Here is a 20,462-nt window from a genome sequence, read left to right as displayed (position 1 = left end):
GTGAGGTGGGTGGGGTCAGCCGGCGAGCAGTCGGCGGGCGTCGTCGAGGCGGCCGGAGACCGTGCCGTCGATGACGTCGTCACCGATCTCCACGCGGATGCCGCCGAGGACGTCCGGGTCGACGATGGTGTTGAGGTGGACCGGTCGGCCGTACTGGCGCGACAGGACGTCGGCGAGGCGCTGCTGCTCGGCCTCGCTCAGGGCACGGGCGACCCGCACGGTGGCGACGTTTTCGCCGGCCACGGTCGCAGCGACCTTCTGGTACTCGGCCAGTGCCACGCCCACCGTGCGGTAGGTGCCGTGCAGCGCCTGCTTGGCCAGCACGATCGTGGCCGGCAGGGTCTTGCCGCCCAGCAGGTCGTCGACGAGCCGCTCCTTGTCGGCCACCGAGCGTGCCGGGTCCGAGAGGCCGTCGCGCAGCGACGGGTTGTCCTTGACGGTCCGGGCGACGGCGAACAGCTCGTCGGCGAGCCGCTCGGAGTCGCCCGAGGCCGAGCGGACCGTGGCGACGACGCTGAGGTGCTCCAGCACGTCGGCGAGGTCGCGCGAGGAGGTCCAGCGCCGGCCGACCGCCGAGCGGACCAGGGCCAGGCTCGCCTCGGCGACCTTGCCGCCGAGCACCTCGCCCACCACGCCGGTCTTGGCCTCGACGGGGATCGAGGCGTCGGTCGCGAACCGTCGCAGCGCACCCTCCGCCCGCAGCGTCTGGGCCACCTCGAAGAGGTCGCCCGCGATCTGCGGGGCGGACTCCGGCGAGCCGGAGACCGCAGCCTCCAGCTCGCCGGTGAGCGTCGCGACGGCGTCGGCCGAGGCTCCGCGGAAGTCCGAGGTCATCTCAGTTGACCCCCGGCGTCCCGGACTCGAGGTCGGCGAGGAAGCGCTCGACGACGCGGCTCTGTCGGGCCTCGTCCTCCAGGCTCTCGCCCACGATGCGACCGGCCAGGCCGGTCGCCAGGGCGCCGACCTCCGCCCGCAGCGAGGTGACCGCCTGCTGGCGCTCGGCCTCGATCTGCGTCTTGCCGTGCTCGACGATGCGAGCCGACTCGGCCTGGGCCTGCTCGCGCATCTCGGCGATGATCGCAGCACCCTGCTCACGCGCCTCCTCACGGATGCGCGCCGCCTCGTGGCGGGCCTCGGAGAGCTGCTGCTCGAGCTCGGCGAGCTTGGCGTCGGCCTCGGCCTGCTTGGTCTCGGCGGCGGCCAGGCCGCCCTCGATCGCCTTGGTCCGCTCGGCGTAGGTCGCCTCGAAGGCGGGCACGACGAACTTCTTCACGGCGAAGAAGAGGATGCCGAACACCACGAGAGCGAGAACGATCTCGATCGGGTGCGGGATGAGCGGGTTGAGCTCACCCTCTGCGGCGGCCCTCACCACGAGGGGCGCGTTCAGTGATGGCATAGCAGGTCCTTCCGGGCTCCTACGTCAGACGGGCGTAGGACAGGTCAGAGGACGAACGCGAGGGCGATACCGATGATGGCGAGCGCCTCGGCGAGCGCGAAGCCCAGGATGGCGATCGACTGGAGGCGACCCTGCGCCTCGGGCTGACGCGCGACGCCGGAGATGTAGGCGGCGAAGATCAGACCGATACCGACACCGGGCCCGATGGCGGCCAGGCCGTAACCGATCATGTTCGCGGAGCCCTCAACAGCCATGGGAAGCACGGCATTTCCTTTCGGTTGGTACTACAACGGGTGGGTACTGCGGGTGGTGCTCTGAACCGGGGCCGTGCCCCGGTGGATCAGGGGGTGGATCAGGGTGGTGCTGGTGGATCAGTGCTCGTCGGCCAGTGCGCCCTGGATGTACATGGCGTTGAGGAGGACGAACACGTAGGCCTGGAGGAACTGGACCAGCAGCTCCAGGAACGCGATGGCGATGAACAGCACCCAGGCCAGGATGCCGACCGGCGCGTAGGCCAGGGACATCTCCAGGATGAGGTACTCACCGCCGAGCGCGAAGAGGATGAGCAGCAGGTGGCCGGCCAGCATGTTGGCGAACAGACGCAGCGCCAGCGTCACCGGGCGGACGATGATGTTGGAGAGGAACTCCAGCGGGATCAGCAGCAGCAGGATCGGGCCGCCGACGCCGGAGGGGACCGACTGCAGCTTGAGGTAGCCCAGCACACCGTGCTTCTTCATGCCCACGGCGTTGTAGATCACCCAGCTCATCGCGGCCAGGCCGTAGACCATGCCCGAGCGCGAGAACGTCGGGAACTGCAGGAACGGGATGGAGGCGAAGAGGTTGTTGAGCAGGATGAAGAAGAACAGCGCGAAGAGGTACGGCGTGAACCGCATGAAGTCGTGGCTGCCGATGATGTCGCGACCCATGGAGTTGCGGACGAAGGAGTAGGCCTCCTCGCCGACGAACTGCAGCTTGCCGGGGACCATCTCGCGCTTGCGCGCGGCGACGTAGAAGAACCCGAAGACCAGGACGGCCGCGAGCACGAGCTGCAGCATCGGCTTCGTGACGCCCAGGACCATCTCCTGGCCCATGAACTCGAAGGTGCTGCCGCCACCCACGGGGGGCAGGTCGAAGTCTGCCGGACCCGGCGGGGTGAACTCCGTGCGGATGTTGCTCAACGTGACTCCTACTGACTCACTGCTTGGCGGGCGGCTGGTCGGGCTTCGTGTCCGGTGGTGCGGGGGGCGCCTTGAACCGGGCCCAGGTCTGGAAGGTGCCGAGCGCGGCGCCCAGCAGGATGCCGACCACGACCAGGAACTGCGTCCCCAGCCAGCGGTCGAGTCCGTATCCCACCGCACCGTAGAGCAGCACTCCGGCGACCAGGTAGCCGAAGGCCATCCAGGGGTCCCCGTGCACGTCGTCCCCTGTGGGGGGCGACGCGTCGCGCCGCGCTGCGGGAGGTGGTTCCGGAGCCATTGCGCACCGGACGATAGCAGCAGGCGAGGGTCATCGCGCACCCGCCTCGGAGCCGTCTCGCGGGGTGTCCGCGGAGGCCTCAGCGGGGCTGTGCGCGCGGGGGGCCTCGAAGGCCGGGATGCGGGCGGTGAGCGCGCCGTGCAGGTGGGCGACGAGCCAGGCCACGGTGCCGGCCACGACCGCACCGGCCAGCCACTCGCGCGAGAGCTGCTCGTCCAGCAGGCCGCTGCGGGTCAGGACCACGAAGGCCAGCGCCATGGCCAGGACCTGCAGCGTGTAGGTCAGCAGGGCGATCAGCAGGGCGGCGGAGGGCAGCACGGCGGAGACCAGGTCGACCGCGACCGCCCCGAGTCCGAAGACGCCGAGCACCAGGGCCGCGCCCACTCCGGCCCCGGAGGCGGCCGGTGCGCCGTCGACCACGGCGCCGGCGCCCACGATGACCAGGCAGACCACCGCTGAGGCCAGCGCCGGCCGCAGCAGCGGCACCGCGACGGGGCGCGGGGGCTGGAGCGGCGACTCGGTCGTCATCGTCGGCGGCCGTTCTGTCGGGTGCGGGCGGTCCTGCTGGGGTGGTGCTGGGGCTCTCGTCCGGCGGCGGAACCCCGCCTGCGAGCGCTCGTGAAAACTATCACAAGCGTTCCGGGGCGCTGGCAAGTGGATCGTTCAAGCCTCCAGGCCGGCGCGGTGCAGCCTCGGCAGCAGGAAGGTCAGACCCACGGTGAACAGGGTCGCCGCCACCACCCCGCCGACCACGAGCGGGCCGGAGTACAGGCTCACCAGGACGGTGCCGAAGGCCACCAGCCCGGCCCAGAGCCACATGATGAAGACCGCCCGGCGCTGGGAGTGCCCGATCTCGAGCAGTCGGTGGTGCAGGTGCTGCTTGTCCGGGGCGAAGGGCGAGCGTCCGGCCCGGGTGCGACGTACGACGGCCAGCACCAGGTCGAGCAGCGGGACGACGAGGATGGCCACCGGCAGCAGGATCGGCAGCAGCAGCACCAGGCTGGCGTCCCCGCCCGCCCCGCTGCCCTGGGAGAGGTCGACCTCGTTGAACTGTCCGGTGAGCGTGACGGCCCCCGCCGAGAGCACCAGCCCGATCAGCATCGAGCCGGAGTCCCCCATGAAGAGCCGGGCCGGGTTGATGTTGTGCGGGAGGAAGCCGGCGCACGCGCCGGCCAGCGCCACCGTCAGCAGGGCGGCGGTCGTGGCGCGCGACGTGTCGTTGATCGAGGTCAGCTGGTAGCAGTAGAGGAAGAAGGCCAGCGCCCCGATGCCGACCACGCCCGCGGCCAGCCCGTCGAGCCCGTCGACGAAGTTGACCGCGTTGACGGTCGCGATGACCAGGAACCCCGTGAGCAACGCCCCCTGCGCGGCGTCGAGGGAGAAGACCTCTCCCCCCGGCACGGTGAAGAAGTAGAACTGGACCCCGAAGGCGACCAGGAACCCGGCTGCGAGCAGCTGGCCGCCCAGCTTGGTCAGGGCGTCGAGCTCGAAGAGGTCGTCGAGGACCCCGACGGCGCAGATCAGCGCCCCGGCCCCGATCACCACGCCGGCGTCGCGGAAGACGAACTCCCCGGCGCCGGTGGAGAGGAACGGCAGCTCGCGGGCGACGAGGTAGGCGGCGACGAGTCCACCGAGCATCGCCAACCCGCCCAGGTAGGGGATCGGCTCGTCGTGCACGTCGCGGTCACGGACCCGGGCGACTGCCCCGGTCCGCAGCGCGATCTCGCGCGCGACGACGGTCAGCAGGTAGCTGACCGCCATCGCGACGAGGAAGACGACGACGTACTCGCGCACCCGCCTCAGGCCCCGCCCTCGTCGCTGTCCTTCTCCTGGTCACTGTCCGGCCCGGTGTCCTGGTCGGTGTCCTGGTCGGCGTCCGGCGCGCCGTCCTCGAGCACGAGCGTCGCGCCCAACGGCTCGAGCACCGCGTTGAGCTGCTCCAGCGACAGTGCCCCGAGGCGCAGGACCCGCCCCTGGGTGCCGGTGACGTCGACGATCGTGGAGGCCTCACCGCCGGGCGAGGCACCGTCGTCGACGATGACGTCCACGACCTCGCCGAGCATGTCCTCGGCCCGGTCGGCGTCGGTCGCCGCGGGCATGCCGGTCAGGTTGGCCGAGGAGACGGCCAACGGTCCGGTGCGCTCGAGCACCTCCCGGGCCAGTGCGTGGTCGGGCATCCGCACGGCCACGGTCCCCCGCGTCTCCCCCAGGTCCCACTGCAGCGAGGTCTGCTGGTGGCAGACCAGGGTCAGCGGACCCGGCCAGAACTCCTCCACGAGCGTGCGGGCGTAGCCCGGAACCCGGACGGCCAGGGCGTCGAGCGTGGTGGCTGCCGAGACCAGCACGGGCGGCGGCATCTCCCGGCCGCGACCCTTGGCGGCGAGCAGGGCCCGGACCGCCGCGGGGTCGAACGCATCGGCGGCGATGCCGTAGACGGTGTCGGTGGGGATGACGGCCAGCCCCCCGCGCTGCAGGGCCAGGGCGGCCGCCTCGATGGCGCTCTCGCGCTCCTCCTCGCCGTCGGTGCCGTAGCGCTCCATGGGGGTCATCGTGCCAGTCGCGCCGTCGCGAACCGCGCACGCCCGGCCAGGTCGCGGTGGTCGCGCACGTCGACCCATCGGCCGGTGCCGCTCAGCACGGCCGGGACGCTCTCGCCCTGGACGTCGGCGTGCTCGACACCCAGGACCCCGTCGGGTCGCAGGAGGTCGGCAGCCCGACGGGCCAGGACCCTGATGGCGTCCAGGCCGTCGTCACCCGAGAACAGGGCCAGGTGCGGGTCGTGGTCGCGTGCCTCGACCGCCACCGACTCCCATGCCTCGAGCGGCACGTACGGCGGGTTGCAGACCACCACGTCGACGGAGCCGAGCAGGTCGTCGAACGCCTCGAAGGCGTCGCCGAGGCGCAGGTCGACGTCCCGACCCGCCAGGTTGCGCTCGGCATAGGCGTGCGCCTCAGGGCTGAGCTCGACCGCGTGCACCGCGGCGTGGGGCACCTCGTGCTTCACCGCGGCCGCGATGGCCCCCGACCCCGTGCACAGGTCGACGACGACGGGCGCGGGCAGGGCCGTGGCCCGCTCGACCGCCCACCCCGCCAGCAGCTCGGTCTCCGGCCGCGGGACGAAGACACCGGGCCCGACGGCCAGCTCGACGTGCCGGAAGGCGGCGGTGCCGGTGAGGTGCTGCAGTGGCTCGCGGGCCGCGCGCCGGGCCACGAGAGCGGCGTAGGCCGTGGCACGCTCCTCGTCCACCTCGTCGACGAGCACCAGCGCCGCGCGCGTGGTGCCGAGGACGTGGGCGAGCAGCCCTGCGGCGTCGGCCTCCGGGCTGGCGACACCCGCGTCGGCGAGGGTCTGCGTGGCCCGCGAGACCAGGGCACGACGGGCGGGCACGCTCAGTCCTCGAGGGCCGCGAGCCGCGCCGCCATGTCGGCGTCCACGCACGAGGCGAGCACCGGCTCGAGGGCGCCGTCCAGGACCTGGTCGAGGTTGTAGGACTTGTAGCCCGTGCGGTGGTCGGAGATGCGGTTCTCGGGGTAGTTGTAGGTGCGGATCCGCTCGGAGCGGTCCACCGTGCGCACCTGGCTGCGGCGGGCCTCGCCGGCGGCGGCGTCGGCCTCCTCCTGGGCCGCGGCGAGCAGACGCGCGCGCAGGATGCGCAGCGCCTGCTCCTTGTTCTGCAGCTGGGACTTCTCGTTCTGGCAGGAGACCACGATGCCCGAGGGCACGTGGGTGATGCGGACCGCGGAGTCGGTGGTGTTGACGCTCTGCCCGCCCGGCCCGCTGGAGCGGAACACGTCGATGCGCAGGTCGTTCTCGTCGATGCTGACGTCGACCTGCTCGGCCTCGGGGAGCACCAGGACGCCCGCGGCGCTGGTGTGCACCCGGCCCTGCGACTCGGTGACGGGAACGCGCTGGACGCGGTGCACACCGCCCTCGAACTTCAACAGCGCGTACGGCGCCTCGCCCGGCGCAGGCGTGCCCTTGGCCTTGACCGCGACCGTGACCGACTTGTAGCCGCCCAGGTCGGACTCGGTGGCCTCCAGCACCTCGATGCTCCACCCGCGCTGCTCGGCGAAGCGGGTGTACATCCGCAGCAGGTCGCCGGCGAACAGCGCCGACTCCTCGCCGCCCTCGCCGGACTTGACCTCCAGCAGGGCGTCCTTGTCGTCGGCCGGGTCGCGGGGCACGAGGAGTCGGCGCAGCCGCTCCTCGGTGGTGACGCGGCGCGCGGCCAGCTCCTCGGCCTCCTCGGCGAAGGAGGGATCCTCCCCGGCCAGCTCGCGTGCGGCCTCGAGGTCCTCCCCGATTCCCTGCCAGTCGCGCCAGGTGTCGACGATGGCCGACAGCGCGGCGTAGCGCTGGTTGAGCCGCTTGGCCAGCCGGGCGTCCGCGTGGGTCTCGGGACGGGCGAGCTGCTGCTCGAGCTCACCGTGCTCGGCGAGCATCCCCTCGACGGCCTCGAACACGGGCGGGCTCCTCGGTGGTGGTGCGGCGGGCGAGCTGACGGGGTGGTCCGCAGCAGGTGCAGACAGCACGAGCGCCGGCCCACTCCTGCGGGAGTGGACCGGCGCTCGGACGGGGCTACTTCTTGGCAGCCTTGGCGTAGCGGGCCTCGAAGCGGGCGACGCGGCCGCCGGTGTCGAGGATCTTCTGCTTGCCGGTGTAGAACGGGTGGCACTGCGAGCAGACGTCGGCGCGGATCGTGCCGGAGGTCGCGGTGCTGCGGGTGGTGAACGTGCTGCCGCAGGTGCAGGTCACCTGGGTCTCGACGTACTCCGGGTGGATGTCCTTCTTCATGGGTGTTCCTCTCGTCGATGGACCCGGGTCGCCGTCGGAGGCGGCAGCGTGAACCGGGGCCGAGCCAGGACATCATGCCCAACACCGGCACCCGGGTGCTAATTCCGGGCCCGCTCCCCCATCGCGTCCGCCGCCTGCTGGCCGGTGGTCTCGTCGGCCGTCTGGTCGGTGGGCTCGTCGACGGCTGCCGCCACCGGCTCGTCGGTGGTCCCCTCCACCGGCACCCCGGGCTGCCAGGCGGGACGGCCGCTGGGCTCCAGCGCTGCAGGATCGCCGAGGAGCGGGAGGCGGACGGAGACGGTGGTCCCGCGCCCTTCCTCGGAGTCGATGCGCATCTCGCCGGCGTGCTTGTCCACGATGGTCTGCACGATGCGGATGCCGAGGCCGGTGCCGGCGATCTCGTTGGTCACGGCGTTCGAGGCCCGGAAGAAGCGGGTGCCCAGGCGTTCCAGCTCACCGGCCGGGATGCCGATCCCGTGGTCGCGGACGCGGACCACGACGTGGCGCGCCGCCACCACCAGGTCGACCTCCACGCGGCCGCCGTCGAGGCTGAACTTCACGGCGTTGGACAGCAGGTTGAGCATGGCGCGACCCAGCATCGCGCGGTCCGCGAGCACGGGCACCGGGTCCTCCGGCATCGAGAAGCTCACAGCGATGCCGCGTCCGGCGGCAGTGATGCGTACGTCGGTGACCGCGTCGCGGACCAGCGTCGCGAGGTCGGCCGCCTCGAGGTCGGTGCTCCGGGTCTCGGCTTTGGACAGGGTCAGCAGGTCGTCGATGAGCGTCTTGAGGCGGGCCACGTTGCGGCGGCTCGCCTCCAGGATGCGCTCGTGCCGGGGGGACATCACCCCGTCGAACTCCTCGGCCACGACCTCCAGGTAGCCGCTGATGGTGGTCAGCGGGGTGCGCAGCTCGTGGGAGACGTTGGAGACGAAGTCGTCCTTGGCGGTGTCCAGCGTGCGCAGCGAGGCCTGGATCTTGGCCTCGACCGCCAGCGAACGGGCCTGGGCGTCCGCCAGGGCGTTGAGGGCCTCGATGACCGAGCGCAGCTCCTTGGGGCCATCGGCACGGGCCCGCAGGCTCGGGTCCTTGACCATCAGGTGCACCACCCGCTCGAGCTCGACCAGCGGCTCGGAGACCTGGCTGAGCATCCTGGCCCGGGACCGCGAGACGACCAGCCAGGAGATCAGGGCCAGCAGGGCGACGGCGGCGATCGTGCCGCGCAGCCGCCAGGCCGCATCGGCACTGGCCTGACGGACCCGGTCCCCGAAGGCGGCCGCGGTGGCCTGGTGGGCCTGCAGGACGTCGGCGAAGAGCCGCTGACCGGTGCGGTAGCGGCGCGGCTGGTAGCTGTCGGGCCCGCCGGGTGCGTCGACCCGCGGCTGGGCGTACTGCTCCACCCAGGCGTCGATGGCGTTCTCCTGCTGGGTGACCAGCAGCGTGAGCGCGGAGTCGCCCTCGGCGAAGGCGCGGACCTCGCGCTGGTCCCCGGGGAGCCGGGCCAGGAGCTGGTCGTACTCGTCGACGGCCGCCGGGTCCGCGCTGCGGGCCCAGTTCGACACCGCTCCCTCGAGCGCGGTGAGGTCGAGGAGCACGTCCTGGTTGGCGGCGGCGGCCGGCTGCAGCTCCTCGGTGAGGCTGTTGACCGCCCGGGTCGACAGCAGCACGCCGACGATGGCCACGACGGCCATCAGCACCACCAGCACGGTCAGCCGGTGCAGCGCGGGCGTCACCGTCCGCGCGACCGTGCGGCCCCCCACCCCGGTTCCCACGTCGATGCCCCGGGTCAGCCGGAACGCGAGAGCAGCGCCTCCACCCGGGAGGCCAGCTCCCGGGGGCTGAAGGGCTTGGTGATGTAGTCGTCGGCGCCGGAGTCGAACCCGGTCTCGACGTCGGACTCCTGGGCACGCGCGGTGAGCAGGATGACGGGCAGGTCGGCCAGGGCGGGATCGGCGCGGATCGCCCGGATGGCGTCGAGGCCCGAGACGCCCGGCATCATCACGTCGAGGACGGCGAGGTCGGGCCGGCTCGCCTGGCACGCCTCGACCGCAGCCGCACCGTCGCCGACCGCGGTGATCTCGTGACCCATCGTCGAGAGCTTGAACTCGACCAGCTCACGGATGTCGACGTCGTCGTCGGCTACCAGGATCCGCGCCACTGCTCACCCTCTCGTTCCCGGGCCTGCCGCCCGCGGTCGAGACGAAGCCTAGCCCCAGCAGAGCCCACCGGAGGCGGCTATCGACCAACCGGCGACACACCACCGGCGGCCTGCACCTGTCGGAGCAGCTCGTAGTTGGTCTGAGTGGCCCGCACCCGGTCCAGGAGCAGCTCCAGTGCCTGCACGGGGTCGGCCTCGGCCAGGCCGCGGCGCATCGTCTCGACCACCGCGAGCTCCTCGGCGGAGAGCAGCAGGTCGGCGCGCCGGGTGCCGCTGGCGAGCACGTCGACCGCGGGGAAGACCCGCCGCGCCGCCAGGTCGCTGCGCAGCCGCAGCTCGTGGTTGCCGGTCCCGCGGAACTCCTCGAGGATCCGCTGGTCGGTCGCGGACGCGGAGTCGGACTCCGCCGTGGCCAGGATCGTCAGCGACCCGCCGTTCTCGATGTTGCGGGCCGCGCCGAAGAGCTTCTTGGCGGGGTGGAGCGACTGGGGGTCCAGACCACCCTCGAGCGCACGGCCGCTGGAGGGAGCGGCGAGGTCGTAGGCGCGGGTCAGTCTCGTGATGCCGTCGAGCAGCACCACGACGTCGTGGCCGAGCTCGACGAGCCGCTTGGCCCGCTCCACCGCGAGCTCGGCGGCCGAGGTGTGGTCGGTCGGCTGGCGGTCGAAGGTCGAGGCGATGACCTCCCCCTTGACCGTGCGCTCGACGTCGGTGACCTCCTCCGGGCGCTCGTCGAGCAGGACCACCATCAGGTGGCACTCGGGGTTGTTGGCCGTCACCGAGGCCGCCAGCGCCTGCAGCAGGGTGGTGCGCCCCGACCCCGGGGGCGCCACGATCATCCCGCGCTGGCCCTTGCCGACCGGTGCCAGGAGGTCGACGACACGACCCACGACGTCGGCGGGTCCCGTCTCCAGGCGCAGCCGCTCGGAGGGGTAGAGCGGGGTCAGCCGCGTGAAGTCCGGACGGTGGCGCGAGGCGTCGGGCTCCTGCCCGTTGACGCTCTCGATCTTCACCATCGGGTTGAACTTCTCCTTGCGCTCGCCCTCGCGGGGCTGGCGCACCTGCCCCGTCACGGCGTCGCCGCGGCGCAGGCCGTACTTGCGGACCATCGTCAAGGAGACGTAGACGTCGTCGGTCCCGGCGAGGTAGCCGCTGGTGCGGACGAACGCGTAGTTGTCCAGGACGTCGAGGATGCCCGCGGCGGGCACGAGGACGTCGTCCTCGAGGATCGTGGTGTCGACCTCGCCGCGGCGGGTCCGGTCACGCTCGCGCCCGCGACGTCGCCGGCTGCGACGCCCGTTCTCGTCGTCCTCACCGTCGGGCTGGCCGCCCTGGTTGGACTGGCCGCCCTGGTTGGACTGGCCGCCCTGGTTGGACTGGTTGCCGGCCTGGTTGGACTGGTTACCGCCCTGGTTCCCCTGGCCGCCCTGCTGGGACTTCTGCGGGGACTTCTGCGGGTTCTTGGCCTGGCCCTTGGCCTGCCCCTTCAACTGCTGGGGCTGGTCCTGCCCCTTCGACTGCTGGGGCTGGTCCTGCCCCTTCGACTGCTGGGGCTGGTCCTGCTGCTTGGGCTGCTCCTGCGTCGGCCGGTCCCGCTTCGGCCGCTCCTGCTGGGGCCGCTCCTGCTGGGGCCGGTCCTGCTGGGGCCGCTCCGGTTCGGGCTGGGCCTTCGCCGCGCCTCCCCCGCCCTGGGCGGCCTTGATGGCCTCGACCAGCTGCGCCTTCTTCATCGAGCCGGCGCCGGCGACGCCGAGCCCGCCCGCCATCGCCTTCAGGTCGGCGAGGAGCATGGAGTTGAGTCCGCCGGAGCGCTTCTTCGCGGCAGGAGCGGTCTCCTGCGCAGCGTCGGGAGCAGCGGCCTGGGGCTGGTCGGTCACGTGAGTCCTTCCCACGTCGGCGTGCACAGAGGGGCACGGACGTGCGACATCCGCCCGAGAGGCGGGGAAAAGGCGAGGATCGGGTGCCCGCAGGAGCGGGACGTGGCCAGCGTCGGTGACGACGTGCGGCCGCCGCCCACCCTAGCAGTCGGGGTCAGGCGGAGGTCCGGACCGTCGCCCCGGCCGTGTCGACGGCCAGGTGCGCCGACCACCACCCCTGGGGCGTACGGGCGAGGACGGCGCGGGTGGTGGGGCCCTGCGGCCCGTCGGTGAAGGCCAGGACCGTGGGACCGGCGCCGGACACGACCGCGGGCACGCCGTCGGCCCGCAGTGCCTCGACCAGGGCGAGGGACTCGGGCATGGCCGGGCGGCGGTAGGACTGGTGCAGGTAGTCGCGGGTGGCCAGCAGCAGGTGCTCGGGCTGCCCGGCGAGGGCGGCGACGAGCAGGGCGGCGCGGCCCGCGTCGGCCGCCGCGTCGGCGTGCGGCACCGTCTCGGGCAGCAGGCCGCGCGCCACCTCGGTCGAGACCGGCGTCGGCGGCACCAGCACGACGACTCCCACCCGGGGGTCGACCGGGGAGCCGACGGCGTACCACTCACCGTCCTCCTGGCCCGACACCACGAACCCGCCCAGCAGGGCCGGGGCGACGTTGTCGGGGTGGCCCTCGATGCGGGCGGCCAGGCGCAGCAGCGCACCGTCGTCGAGCAGCAGCTCTCCGCCCGCGACCAGGGCACGCGCCAGCACCACTCCCCCGACGATGGCGGCCGAGGAGGACCCCAGCCCGCGGGCGTGCGGGACCACGTTGCGGCAGGAGAGCCGCAGACCCGGCGGCTGCTCACCGAGCAGCTCGAAGGCCGCGCGCATCGAGCGCACGACGAGGTGGGACTCGTCCAGCGGCACGGCGCCGGCGCCGGCGCCCTCGACCTCGACGACCAGGCCGGAGGCGAGGACCTCTCCCTCGAGCTCGTCGCGCAGGTCCAGAGCCAGACCCAGGCTGTCGAAGCCGGGACCGAGGTTGGCCGACGTGGCGGGGACCGAGACCCGCGCGGGCCCCTCGACGAAGGTGACCATGCCGGAGGTCAGGCCAGCCCGGCCGCGGCGGCGGCCGCGTCGACCTCGGCGTCCACCACGGTGTCGACGATGCCCGCGCCCCCGGCGGAGAAGGCCTCGAGCGCGGTCGCGGTGTCCTTGAGACCGTGACCGGTGACCGTGATGACGACCGTGGACCCCCGGTAGGACTCACCCCGGGCCAGCTCCTGGAGCAGGCCCGCGACACCCGCCGCCGAGGCGGGCTCGACGAAGACGCCGTCGTGGCTGGCCAGCTCGCGCTGGGCGGCGAGGATCTGGTCGTCGCTGACCGCCGCGAACCGGCCCTCGGACTCCTTGGCGGCCTTCTCGGCCAGGTGCCACGAGGCGGGGTTGCCGATCCGGATGGCCGTGGCCTTGGTCTCGGGGTCGGGGAACGGCTCGCCGGTGACCAGGGGCGAGGCACCCTCGGCCTGGAAGCCACGCATGACCGGTCGCTTGGTGGCCTCGCCGAGCTCGGCGTACTGCGTGTAGCCCAGCCAGTACGCCGAGATGTTGCCCGCGTTGCCGACCGGGAGCAGGTGGTAGTCCGGCGCGTCGCCGAGCATGTCGACGACCTCGAAGGCCGCGGACTTCTGACCCTCCAGGCGCACCGGGTTCACGGAGTTGACCAGCGCCACGGGGTAGGCCTGCGAGAGCCCTCGCGCCATGGCCAGGCAGTCGTCGAAGTTGCCGCGCACCATGATCACCTGGGCGCCGTGCAGGATCGCCTGGGCCATCTTGCCGGCAGCGATCTTGCCCTCCGGGACCAGGACGAGCGGCTTGAGCCCGGCCTTGGCGGCGTAGGCGGCCATCGAGGCCGAGGTGTTGCCGGTCGAGGCGCACACGACGGCCTTCGCGCCCTCGTGCACGGCGACGGAGATCGCCGCGGTCATGCCGCGGTCCTTGAACGAGCCGGTGGGGTTGTCGCCCTCGACCTTGAGGTGGACCTCGGCGCCGGTGAGGCCGGAGAGCCACTCCGAGTGCACCAGGGGCGTGCCACCCTCGCGCAACGTGACCGCCGGGGTGCCGGTGGGGATGTCGAGCAGGTCGCGGTACTCCTCCACCACGCCCCGCCACTGCTGGGTCCGGCTCACTCGGCTCCTCCTTCGACGCGCATCACCGAGGTGACCTCACGCACGATGTCCATCTGCTGCAGGTGCGTCACAGTCGCCGAGAGCTGGGCGTCGGTCGCGTCGTGGGAGACCACCACGAGCTGGGCGTCGTCACCGCGGCCCTCCTGGCGCACCGTCTGGATCGAGACGCCGTGCTCGGCGAAGGCCAGTGCCACGGCGGCCAGCACGCCCGCCTTGTCGTCGACGTCGATCGCCACGTGGTAGCGGGTGACGGTCTCCCCCATGGGGAGCACCGCACGGTCGGTGTAGGCGGACTCGCCCGCGCCCCGGGTCTGCGAGAGCCGGTTGCGCGCCACGGTCACCAGGTCGCCCAGGACCGCCGAGGCGGTCGGGGAGCCACCGGCACCGGGGCCGTAGAACATCAGCTGACCCGCCGCGTCGGACTCGACGAAGACCGCGTTGTAGGCCTCGCGCACCGAGGCCAGCGGGTGGCTCCTGGGGATCATCGCCGGGTGCACACGCACCGCGACGGCCTCCTCCCCGTCGGGCTGGACCCGCAGCTCGCAGATGGCGAGCAGCTTGACCACGCAGCCCATGTCGGCGGCCGAGGCGACGTCCGCGGCGGTGACCTCCGAGATCCCCTCCCGGTGGACGTCGGCGGCGGTGACGCGGGTGTGGAAGGCCAGCGAGGCCAAGATGGCGGCCTTGGCCGCGGCGTCGAATCCCTCGACGTCGGCCGTGGGGTCGGCCTCGGCGTAGCCCAGCTCCTGGGCCTCCTCCAACGCCTCGGCGAAGCCGGCCCCGGAGGAGTCCATCTTGTCGAGGATGAAGTTGGTGGTGCCGTTGACGATGCCGAGGACCCGGGTCACGCGGTCACCGGCCAGCGACTCGCGCAGCGGGCGCAGGATCGGGATGGCCCCGGCCACCGCGGCCTCGTAGTAGAGGTCGCGCCCGGCCTTCGCCGCGGCCTCGAACAGGGTCGGGCCGTCCTCGGCGAGCAGCGCCTTGTTGGCGGTGACGACGGAGGCGCCGGACTCCAGCGCCGAGAGGATCAGCCCGCGCGCGGGCTCGATCCCGCCGATGACCTCGACGACGAGGTCGGCCCGGGTGACCAGCGAGGCGGCGTCGGTCGTCAGCAGCCCCTCGGGGACGTCGACCTCACGCGGCGCGTCGAGGCGGCGTACGCCGACGCCCACCAGCTCCACGGGCGCCCCGATGCGCGCCGCCAGGTCGTCGGCCTGCTCGTCGAGCAGCCGCACCACCTGCGACCCGACCGATCCGCATCCCAGCACCGCCACCTTCAGCGGCTCCGCGCTGCCCATCACCGATCACCCACGTCAGTCGCCAACAAGTCGTCCTCAGTCTCCCGTCGCACGACGACGCGCGCGACCCCGTCCCGCACCGCGATCACCGGTGGCCGCAGTGCATGGTTGTAGTTGGACGCCAACGAGCGGCAGTAGGCCCCGGTCGCCGGCACGGCGACGAGGTCCCCCGGGGCGACGTCGCCGGGGAGGAACTCGTCCTTCACCACGATGTCACCGGCCTCGCAGTGCTTGCCCACCACCCGGGCCAGCACCGGCGGTGCGTCCGAGGCACGGTTGGCGACCGTGCAGGAGTAGTCGGCGTCGTACAGCGCGGTGCGGACGTTGTCGCTCATCCCGCCGTCGACCGAGACGTAGGTGCGACGGGCGCCACCGTCGAGCCGCACCGGCTTGACGGTCCCGACGGAGTAGACGGTGCACATGGAGGGGCCGACGACAGCGCGGCCGGGCTCGATGGACAGGGCCGGGCGCTCGATCCCCAGGGCGCGGCACTCGTGCTCGACGATCGCGCGCATGCCGGCGGCCAGGTCCGCGGGGTCGGCCGGGTCGTCCTGGGTCGTGTAGGCGATGCCGAAACCGCCTCCGAGGTCCATCTCGGGCATCTGCACGCCCAGCTCCTCGCCGACCCGCGCGTGCAGGGCGAGGACGCGTCGCGCCGCCACCTCGAACCCCGAGGTGTCGAAGATCTGGCTCCCGATGTGGGAGTGCAGGCCCAGCAGGCGCAGGCCGGGAGCGGAGTGCACCCGCCGGACGGCCTCGAGCGCGTCGCCGGAGGTGATGGAGAAACCGAACTTCTGGTCCTCGTGAGCGGTGGCGATGTACTCGTGGGTGTGCGCCTCGACCCCGGCGGTGACCCGCACCATCACGCCCACCTCGCGCCCGAGGTCCGCGGTGACGGCGGTGAGCCGCTCGATCTCGTGGAAGGAGTCGACGATGATTCGGCCGACCCCCAGGCGCACCGCGCGCTCCAGCTCGGCCACCGACTTGTTGTTGCCGTGGAAACCCACCCGCTGCATCGGGAAGCCCGCCCGCTCTGCGACCGCGAGCTCACCGCCGGTGCAGACGTCGAGGTGGAGCCCCTCCTCGTCGACCCACCGCGCGACGGTGGTGCACAGGAACGCCTTGCCGGCGTAGAAGACGTCGAAGTCGTGGAAGCCCTCGCGGAACGCCGCGGCGCGGGCACGGAAGTCCACCTCGTCCAGGACGTACGCCGGGGATCCGTGCTCGGCGACCAGGTCGGTCAGCGGCACGCCGCCCACCGCCAGGACGCCGTCGGTCTTGGCGGCGGTCTGCGACCACAGGTGCTGGACCAGGGCGTTGGGGTCGCCCGGCTCGCGCAGCCAGGACGGCCCGCGCAGGGCACCGGACGCGTGCGCCCAGCCGGCCTCGTGGGTGTGGCTCATCGCTGCTCCTCCCGCCCGGTCACATCCGCTCGGGCGCCGAGACGCCGAGCAGGTCGAGACCGTTGGACAGCACCGTGCGCGCGGCCAGCGTCAGCACCAGGCGCGCCTGGTTGACCGGGCCCGCGGGCTCGTCGCCCTGCGGGAGCATCCGGCACTCCTTGGTGTCGTACCACTTGTTGAACACCGAGGCGGTGTCCTCGAGGTAGCGCGCGACACGGTGCGGAGCGCGGAGCTCGGCAGCGGCCGTCACGACCCGCGGGAACTCCGCCAGCGCCCGGAGGAGGTCGCCCTCCCGCTCGTGAGCGAGCAGCCCGGCGTCGAAGGCTGCCACGGCGTCCTGCACCGTCATGCCGAGGTCGGCGGCGTTCTCCACCATCCGACACGTCCGCGCATGCGCGTACTGCACGTAGAAGACGGGGTTGTCGTTCGTCGCGCGAGCCCACAGCTCGAGGTCGAGGTCGATGTTGACGTCGCTGGAGTAGCGCGCCAGCGCGTACCGCCCCGCATCGACGCCGATGGCCTCGACCAAGTCGTCGATCGTGACCACGGTGCCGGCTCGCTTGGACATCCGCACGGGCTGGCCATCGCGCAGCAGGTTGACCATCTGGCCGATGAGGATCTCGAGGTTGGTGCCCGGGGTGTCCCCGAACGCCGCGCACATCGCCATCATCCGACCCACGTAGCCGTGGTGGTCGGCACCGAGCATGATCAGGCAGCGGTCGAAGCCGCGCTCCCGCTTGTCGAGGTAGTAGGCCAGGTCGCCGGACAGGTAGGCACCGTTGCCGTCGGACTTGATGACCACCCGGTCCTTGTCGTCACCGAACTTCTCGGTGGACAACCAGGTGGCGCCCTCCTGCTCGTAGATGTTGCCCAGCTCGCGCAGTCGCTCGACCGCGCGCTGCACGGCACCGGACTTGTGCAGCTCGTCCTCGTGGAAGAAGACGTCGAAGTCGACGCCGAAGTCATGGAGGCTCTTCTTGATCTCGGTGAACATCATGTCCACACCCACGGACCGGAAGACCTCCTGCGGGTCCTCGGACTCCAAGGCATCGGGCCGCTCCGTGAGGACGGCTGCCGCGATGTCGTGGATGTACTGGCCGCCGTAGCCGTCCTCGGGGGCGGGCTGACCCTTCGCGGAGGCAAGCAGGGAGCTGGAGAACCGGTCGATCTGGCTGCCGTGGTCGTTGAAGTAGTACTCACGGGTCACGCGGGCGCCGGACTTCTCGAAGATTCGACCGAGCGCGTCACCGACGGCCGCCCAGCGCACTCCACCGATGTGGATCGGACCCGTCGGGTTGGCGGAGACGAACTCGAGGTTGATGCGCTCGCCCGCGAAGGAGTCGTTGGCGCCGTAGGACGCGCCGGAGGCGACGATGTCGGCGGCCACCTTGCCCTGGGCGTCGGCAGCCACGGTGATGTTGAGGAAGCCGGGACCGGCGATGTCGACCGCGGTCACGCCGTCGGAGGCGAGCAGGCGCTCACTGACCAGCTGGGCGAGCGCTCGCGGGTTCGTCCCCGCCCGCTTCGCCAGCTGCAGCGCGACGTTCGTGGCGTAGTCCCCGTGCTCCTTGGATCGCGGTCGCTCCACCGTCACGCTCGTGGGGACGCCGTCGGGCAGGGCCAGCAGACCCTCGTCCGTCAGCGCCGTGAGGACGTCGACGATGGTGGTGGACAGCTGCTCAGGAGTCACCCGACGAACCCTATCGGCGGCGCCGGGGGCGACCCGCATCGCTGCCCGGGGTGGGACCCGCCCACGCCGGACCGGGCCGATGCGGGCACCGGACGAGACCCGCTGTAGGGTGAGCCCGCTCCGTGGCACGGACCGGCTCGGCCGGACCCACGACACGGGCACGCCTCCGTAGCTCAGGGGATAGAGCACTGGTTTCCGGTACCAGGTGTCGCAGGTTCGAATCCTGCCGGAGGCGCCCACTCACAGCGCTGCGCCAGCCGCACTCACCTGCCGCCGCACCACGCCGCGGCCCCGACCGGGGTCGACCCGGCCTCGATGTCCGTCGGGCACTTGTACACCCCTGCTCAAGTCCCCCACGCCCCCGGCCGATGCCTCTCCCAGCGTGGGACGCCGAGGACCTGGCACGAACGGGCTGGTCCAGACCACCCGAAGTGACTACCTAACCCGTCGGCGTCCGAGCCGTTTTACCTGCTGAGGTTCGTCGACTCGACGAAAGCCTCCCGGGAGGGGAGGGGTGCTCTACACACTCTTCCTGGCTACCACCGCTGAACCATCCAGCGACGACGAAAGTAGGAAGTGTGAAGAAGTCCCTGAAGAGGGCCGTGGCCGTCTCCGCCGTCTGCGCGGCCGGCCTGGCGGGCACCCTCACCACCCAGACCACCGCGACCGCGGACGAGGCTCGGAAGGCTCCGGCCAAGGAGATCACCGACTTCGGCATGACCGCCCTTGCGTACGGCACCAAGGTCGGCGTCGGCGGTGTCGACGTCAAGACCCTGAAGGACGCCAAGACCCTGCAGGCGTGCACGCGCACCTCGGGTCTCGAGCGCCGCGCGCCGTCGCTGCTGTCCACGGACCAGATCACCGCCCTGCTGGGCGACGCGCTGCCGGTGGACGTGGCCGAGCTGATCCACCTGTCCCCGAGCACCTCCACCACCGAGACCTACACCAACGGCAACATCACCGGTGTCAAGGCCATCAACACCATCGCCGACATCCAGCTCGGCGGCGAGGTCATCGACAACATCTCGATCCCGACCATCAAGATCGAGGGCCTGAAGTCGGTCGCCGACTCCTTCTACGACCCGGCCGACACCGACGGCGACGGCAAGAAGTTCGGCACCGCCGAGTCCTTCGGCTTCGGCGACCTGAAGCTGCTCCTCCCCGAGGACGGCGTCATCGGCGAGACCCTGAACCTCCTGCTCGAGAACCTCGGCCTCTCGACCGAGGACCTCAACGAGGCCATCAACGTCCCGCTGGGCATCCTCGTCGACACCCTCCAGCAGATCATCGACACCGCCGGCCTCGGCGACGTCATCGAGATCCCGGGCCTGGGCTCCATCGGCCTGGGCTCCTCCTTCGCCAAGGTCGGCAACGGCGGTGCCTCCTCGGGTGCCAACGCGCTGCAGATCGAGGTCAACCCGTCGGGTGAGGAGAACGGCCACGCCGCGCTCCTGAAGCTCGGCTACGCCCAGTCGCGCATCTCGGCCCCGGTCACCTCCGGCGTCTTCCGCTCGACCATCATGGGTCTGGACTTCAAGGCCCTCCCGCTGGCCGACGACGTCGAGCTGCTGCACATGGGCGGCATCGGCACCCAGGCGATCCCCTGCGAGGGCACCGCCGGCAAGAAGGTCACCAAGGCCATCGAGGGCGCCCGCTCCATCCCGCTGAACATCCCGGGCCTGGGCGGCCTGGCCACCCTCACCGGCATCGAGTACTCCTACAAGGCCAAGCAGATGGCCCGCGGCCGCGCCAAGTCGATGGCCAAGTCGTCGCTGGGCAGCCTGGAGATCCCGGTCCTCGGCCTCGAGATCCAGGGCATCTCCTCGCGCCTGAACCTGAAGAAGTTCCCGGGCGAGCGGGTCCGCGGCTCGAACAAGCCGAAGTTCAAGGTGCTCGACATCATCCACAACGGCGAGTCGATCCTTCCGCAGAACCTGCGCATCGGTGACGTCATCGAGTTCGTCGTCGACGAGCTGGAGCAGACCGGCTTCATCACCTTCGGCAAGGTCAAGAGCCGCAACTACTACGGCGCCAAGATGTCGGCCATCGCCATCACGATCCCGGGTCTGTTCGACATCGACCTCGGCTGGCTCGAGTCGCAGATCTACCCCAAGTGATCCACGCTCGCTGAGGCCCCGTACGTCGGCCTCGGCGACCTGACCGGCACCGCCGGTCCACCACCCTTCGAACCGGGGCGGTCCTC

20 protein-coding genes and 1 tRNA gene are annotated in these 20,462 nt (G+C 71.8%); 2 read left to right on the top strand and 19 right to left on the bottom strand.

The window, feature by feature from the left end; genetic code table 11:
- Nucleotides 1-15: 15 nt before the first annotated feature.
- The 19 genes from BKA05_RS05725 to argS all read right to left on the bottom strand — a co-directional run bounded on the left by BKA05_RS05725 (nt 16) and on the right by argS (nt 18,259).
- Entirely contained in the window at nt 16-834 is an 819-nt protein-coding gene (locus BKA05_RS05725; RefSeq protein ID WP_179530569.1) for a F0F1 ATP synthase subunit delta, read from the bottom strand.
- A gap of 1 nt (nt 835) precedes the next feature.
- On the bottom strand, nt 836-1,396 hold the full coding sequence (locus BKA05_RS05720; protein ID WP_179530568.1) for a F0F1 ATP synthase subunit B: 561 nt from the start codon (nt 1,394-1,396) through the stop codon (nt 836-838).
- Nucleotides 1,397-1,440: 44 nt separating this feature from the next.
- Nucleotides 1,441-1,650 carry an ATP synthase F0 subunit C gene (atpE, locus tag BKA05_RS05715; RefSeq protein ID WP_179530567.1) on the bottom strand — a complete coding sequence of 70 codons (210 nt, stop codon included), beginning with the start codon at nt 1,648-1,650 and terminating at the stop codon, nt 1,441-1,443.
- A 117-nt stretch (nt 1,651-1,767) separates the two neighbouring features.
- The gene (gene atpB, locus BKA05_RS05710; RefSeq protein WP_246289762.1) at nt 1,768-2,574 is read right to left on the bottom strand and encodes a F0F1 ATP synthase subunit A; all 807 of its coding nucleotides are present in this window, start codon (nt 2,572-2,574) and stop codon (nt 1,768-1,770) included.
- A 16-nt stretch (nt 2,575-2,590) separates the two neighbouring features.
- Nucleotides 2,591-2,812 (bottom strand): AtpZ/AtpI family protein, encoded by a 222-nt coding sequence (locus BKA05_RS05705; protein ID WP_343045537.1) that lies wholly within the window; start codon nt 2,810-2,812, stop codon nt 2,591-2,593.
- Between the two features lie 90 nt (nt 2,813-2,902).
- Entirely contained in the window at nt 2,903-3,400 is a 498-nt protein-coding gene (locus BKA05_RS05700) for a hypothetical protein (RefSeq protein WP_179530565.1), read from the bottom strand.
- 135 nt (nt 3,401-3,535) lie between these two features.
- Entirely contained in the window at nt 3,536-4,666 is a 1,131-nt protein-coding gene (locus BKA05_RS05695) for an MraY family glycosyltransferase (RefSeq protein WP_179530564.1), read from the bottom strand.
- Nucleotides 4,667-4,671: 5 nt separating this feature from the next.
- Complete coding sequence (locus BKA05_RS05690) at nt 4,672-5,412, bottom strand: L-threonylcarbamoyladenylate synthase (protein WP_343045536.1); 741 nt, start codon at nt 5,410-5,412, stop codon at nt 4,672-4,674.
- Nucleotides 5,413-5,417: 5 nt separating this feature from the next.
- A complete protein-coding gene (gene prmC, locus BKA05_RS05685; protein WP_179530562.1) occupies nt 5,418-6,260 on the bottom strand; it encodes a peptide chain release factor N(5)-glutamine methyltransferase in 843 nt (280 codons plus the stop codon).
- A 2-nt stretch (nt 6,261-6,262) separates the two neighbouring features.
- Entirely contained in the window at nt 6,263-7,336 is a 1,074-nt protein-coding gene (gene prfA / locus BKA05_RS05680; protein ID WP_179530561.1) for a peptide chain release factor 1, read from the bottom strand.
- A gap of 115 nt (nt 7,337-7,451) precedes the next feature.
- On the bottom strand, nt 7,452-7,667 hold the full coding sequence (rpmE, locus tag BKA05_RS05675) for a 50S ribosomal protein L31 (RefSeq protein ID WP_179530560.1): 216 nt from the start codon (nt 7,665-7,667) through the stop codon (nt 7,452-7,454).
- Nucleotides 7,668-7,765: 98 nt separating this feature from the next.
- A complete protein-coding gene (locus BKA05_RS20210; protein WP_179530559.1) occupies nt 7,766-9,400 on the bottom strand; it encodes an ATP-binding protein in 1,635 nt (544 codons plus the stop codon).
- Between the two features lie 53 nt (nt 9,401-9,453).
- A complete protein-coding gene (locus tag BKA05_RS05665; protein ID WP_179530558.1) occupies nt 9,454-9,825 on the bottom strand; it encodes a response regulator transcription factor in 372 nt (123 codons plus the stop codon).
- Nucleotides 9,826-9,902: 77 nt separating this feature from the next.
- The gene (rho, locus tag BKA05_RS05660; protein ID WP_343045535.1) at nt 9,903-11,702 is read right to left on the bottom strand and encodes a transcription termination factor Rho; all 1,800 of its coding nucleotides are present in this window, start codon (nt 11,700-11,702) and stop codon (nt 9,903-9,905) included.
- Between the two features lie 154 nt (nt 11,703-11,856).
- Complete coding sequence (gene thrB / locus BKA05_RS05655; RefSeq protein WP_179530557.1) at nt 11,857-12,774, bottom strand: homoserine kinase; 918 nt, start codon at nt 12,772-12,774, stop codon at nt 11,857-11,859.
- Between the two features lie 8 nt (nt 12,775-12,782).
- Entirely contained in the window at nt 12,783-13,865 is a 1,083-nt protein-coding gene (gene thrC, locus BKA05_RS05650) for a threonine synthase (RefSeq protein ID WP_179530556.1), read from the bottom strand.
- Nucleotides 13,862-15,166 (bottom strand): homoserine dehydrogenase, encoded by a 1,305-nt coding sequence (locus BKA05_RS05645; protein WP_179530555.1) that lies wholly within the window; start codon nt 15,164-15,166, stop codon nt 13,862-13,864. The genes thrC and BKA05_RS05645 overlap by 4 nt, the downstream gene beginning before the upstream one ends.
- Nucleotides 15,166-16,569 carry a diaminopimelate decarboxylase gene (gene lysA, locus BKA05_RS05640; protein ID WP_179530554.1) on the bottom strand — a complete coding sequence of 468 codons (1,404 nt, stop codon included), beginning with the start codon at nt 16,567-16,569 and terminating at the stop codon, nt 15,166-15,168. Before lysA ends, BKA05_RS05645 begins: the two co-directional genes overlap by 1 nt.
- Before the next feature lie 19 nt (nt 16,570-16,588).
- Nucleotides 16,589-18,259 (bottom strand): arginine--tRNA ligase, encoded by a 1,671-nt coding sequence (gene argS / locus BKA05_RS05635; RefSeq protein WP_179530553.1) that lies wholly within the window; start codon nt 18,257-18,259, stop codon nt 16,589-16,591.
- A 162-nt stretch (nt 18,260-18,421) separates the two neighbouring features.
- Between argS and BKA05_RS05630 the strand changes: the two genes are divergently transcribed.
- Nucleotides 18,422-18,494: transfer RNA gene (locus BKA05_RS05630), tRNA-Arg, on the top strand.
- A 343-nt stretch (nt 18,495-18,837) separates the two neighbouring features.
- Nucleotides 18,838-20,376 (top strand): hypothetical protein, encoded by a 1,539-nt coding sequence (locus BKA05_RS05625; RefSeq protein WP_179530552.1) that lies wholly within the window; start codon nt 18,838-18,840, stop codon nt 20,374-20,376.
- The last annotated feature ends 86 nt before the right edge of the window (nt 20,377-20,462 follow it).

It is taken from the genome of Nocardioides marinus (genome assembly GCF_013408145.1).
Classification (GTDB): Bacteria; Actinomycetota; Actinomycetes; order Propionibacteriales; family Nocardioidaceae; genus Nocardioides; species Nocardioides marinus.
Note: the sequence above shows the minus strand (reverse complement) of the source record. Positions and strands in the feature narration are given on the sequence as shown.

Excerpts from the sequence above, each read along its gene's own strand:
- atpE (WP_179530567.1), bottom strand. The coding sequence starts at position 1,650 with ATGGCTGTTGAGGGCTCCGCGAACATGATCGGTTACGGCCTGGCCGCC.
- BKA05_RS05720 (WP_179530568.1), bottom strand. The coding sequence starts at position 1,396 with ATGCCATCACTGAACGCGCCCCTCGTGGTGAGGGCCGCCGCAGAGGGT.
- BKA05_RS05645 (WP_179530555.1), bottom strand. The coding sequence starts at position 15,166 with ATGGGCAGCGCGGAGCCGCTGAAGGTGGCGGTGCTGGGATGCGGATCG.
- thrB (WP_179530557.1), bottom strand. The coding sequence starts at position 12,774 with ATGGTCACCTTCGTCGAGGGGCCCGCGCGGGTCTCGGTCCCCGCCACG.
- lysA (WP_179530554.1), bottom strand. The coding sequence starts at position 16,569 with ATGAGCCACACCCACGAGGCCGGCTGGGCGCACGCGTCCGGTGCCCTG.
- BKA05_RS05700 (WP_179530565.1), bottom strand. The coding sequence starts at position 3,400 with ATGACGACCGAGTCGCCGCTCCAGCCCCCGCGCCCCGTCGCGGTGCCG.
- rpmE (WP_179530560.1), bottom strand. The coding sequence starts at position 7,667 with ATGAAGAAGGACATCCACCCGGAGTACGTCGAGACCCAGGTGACCTGC.
- BKA05_RS05690 (WP_343045536.1), bottom strand. The coding sequence starts at position 5,412 with ATGGAGCGCTACGGCACCGACGGCGAGGAGGAGCGCGAGAGCGCCATC.
- BKA05_RS05725 (WP_179530569.1), bottom strand. The coding sequence starts at position 834 with ATGACCTCGGACTTCCGCGGAGCCTCGGCCGACGCCGTCGCGACGCTC.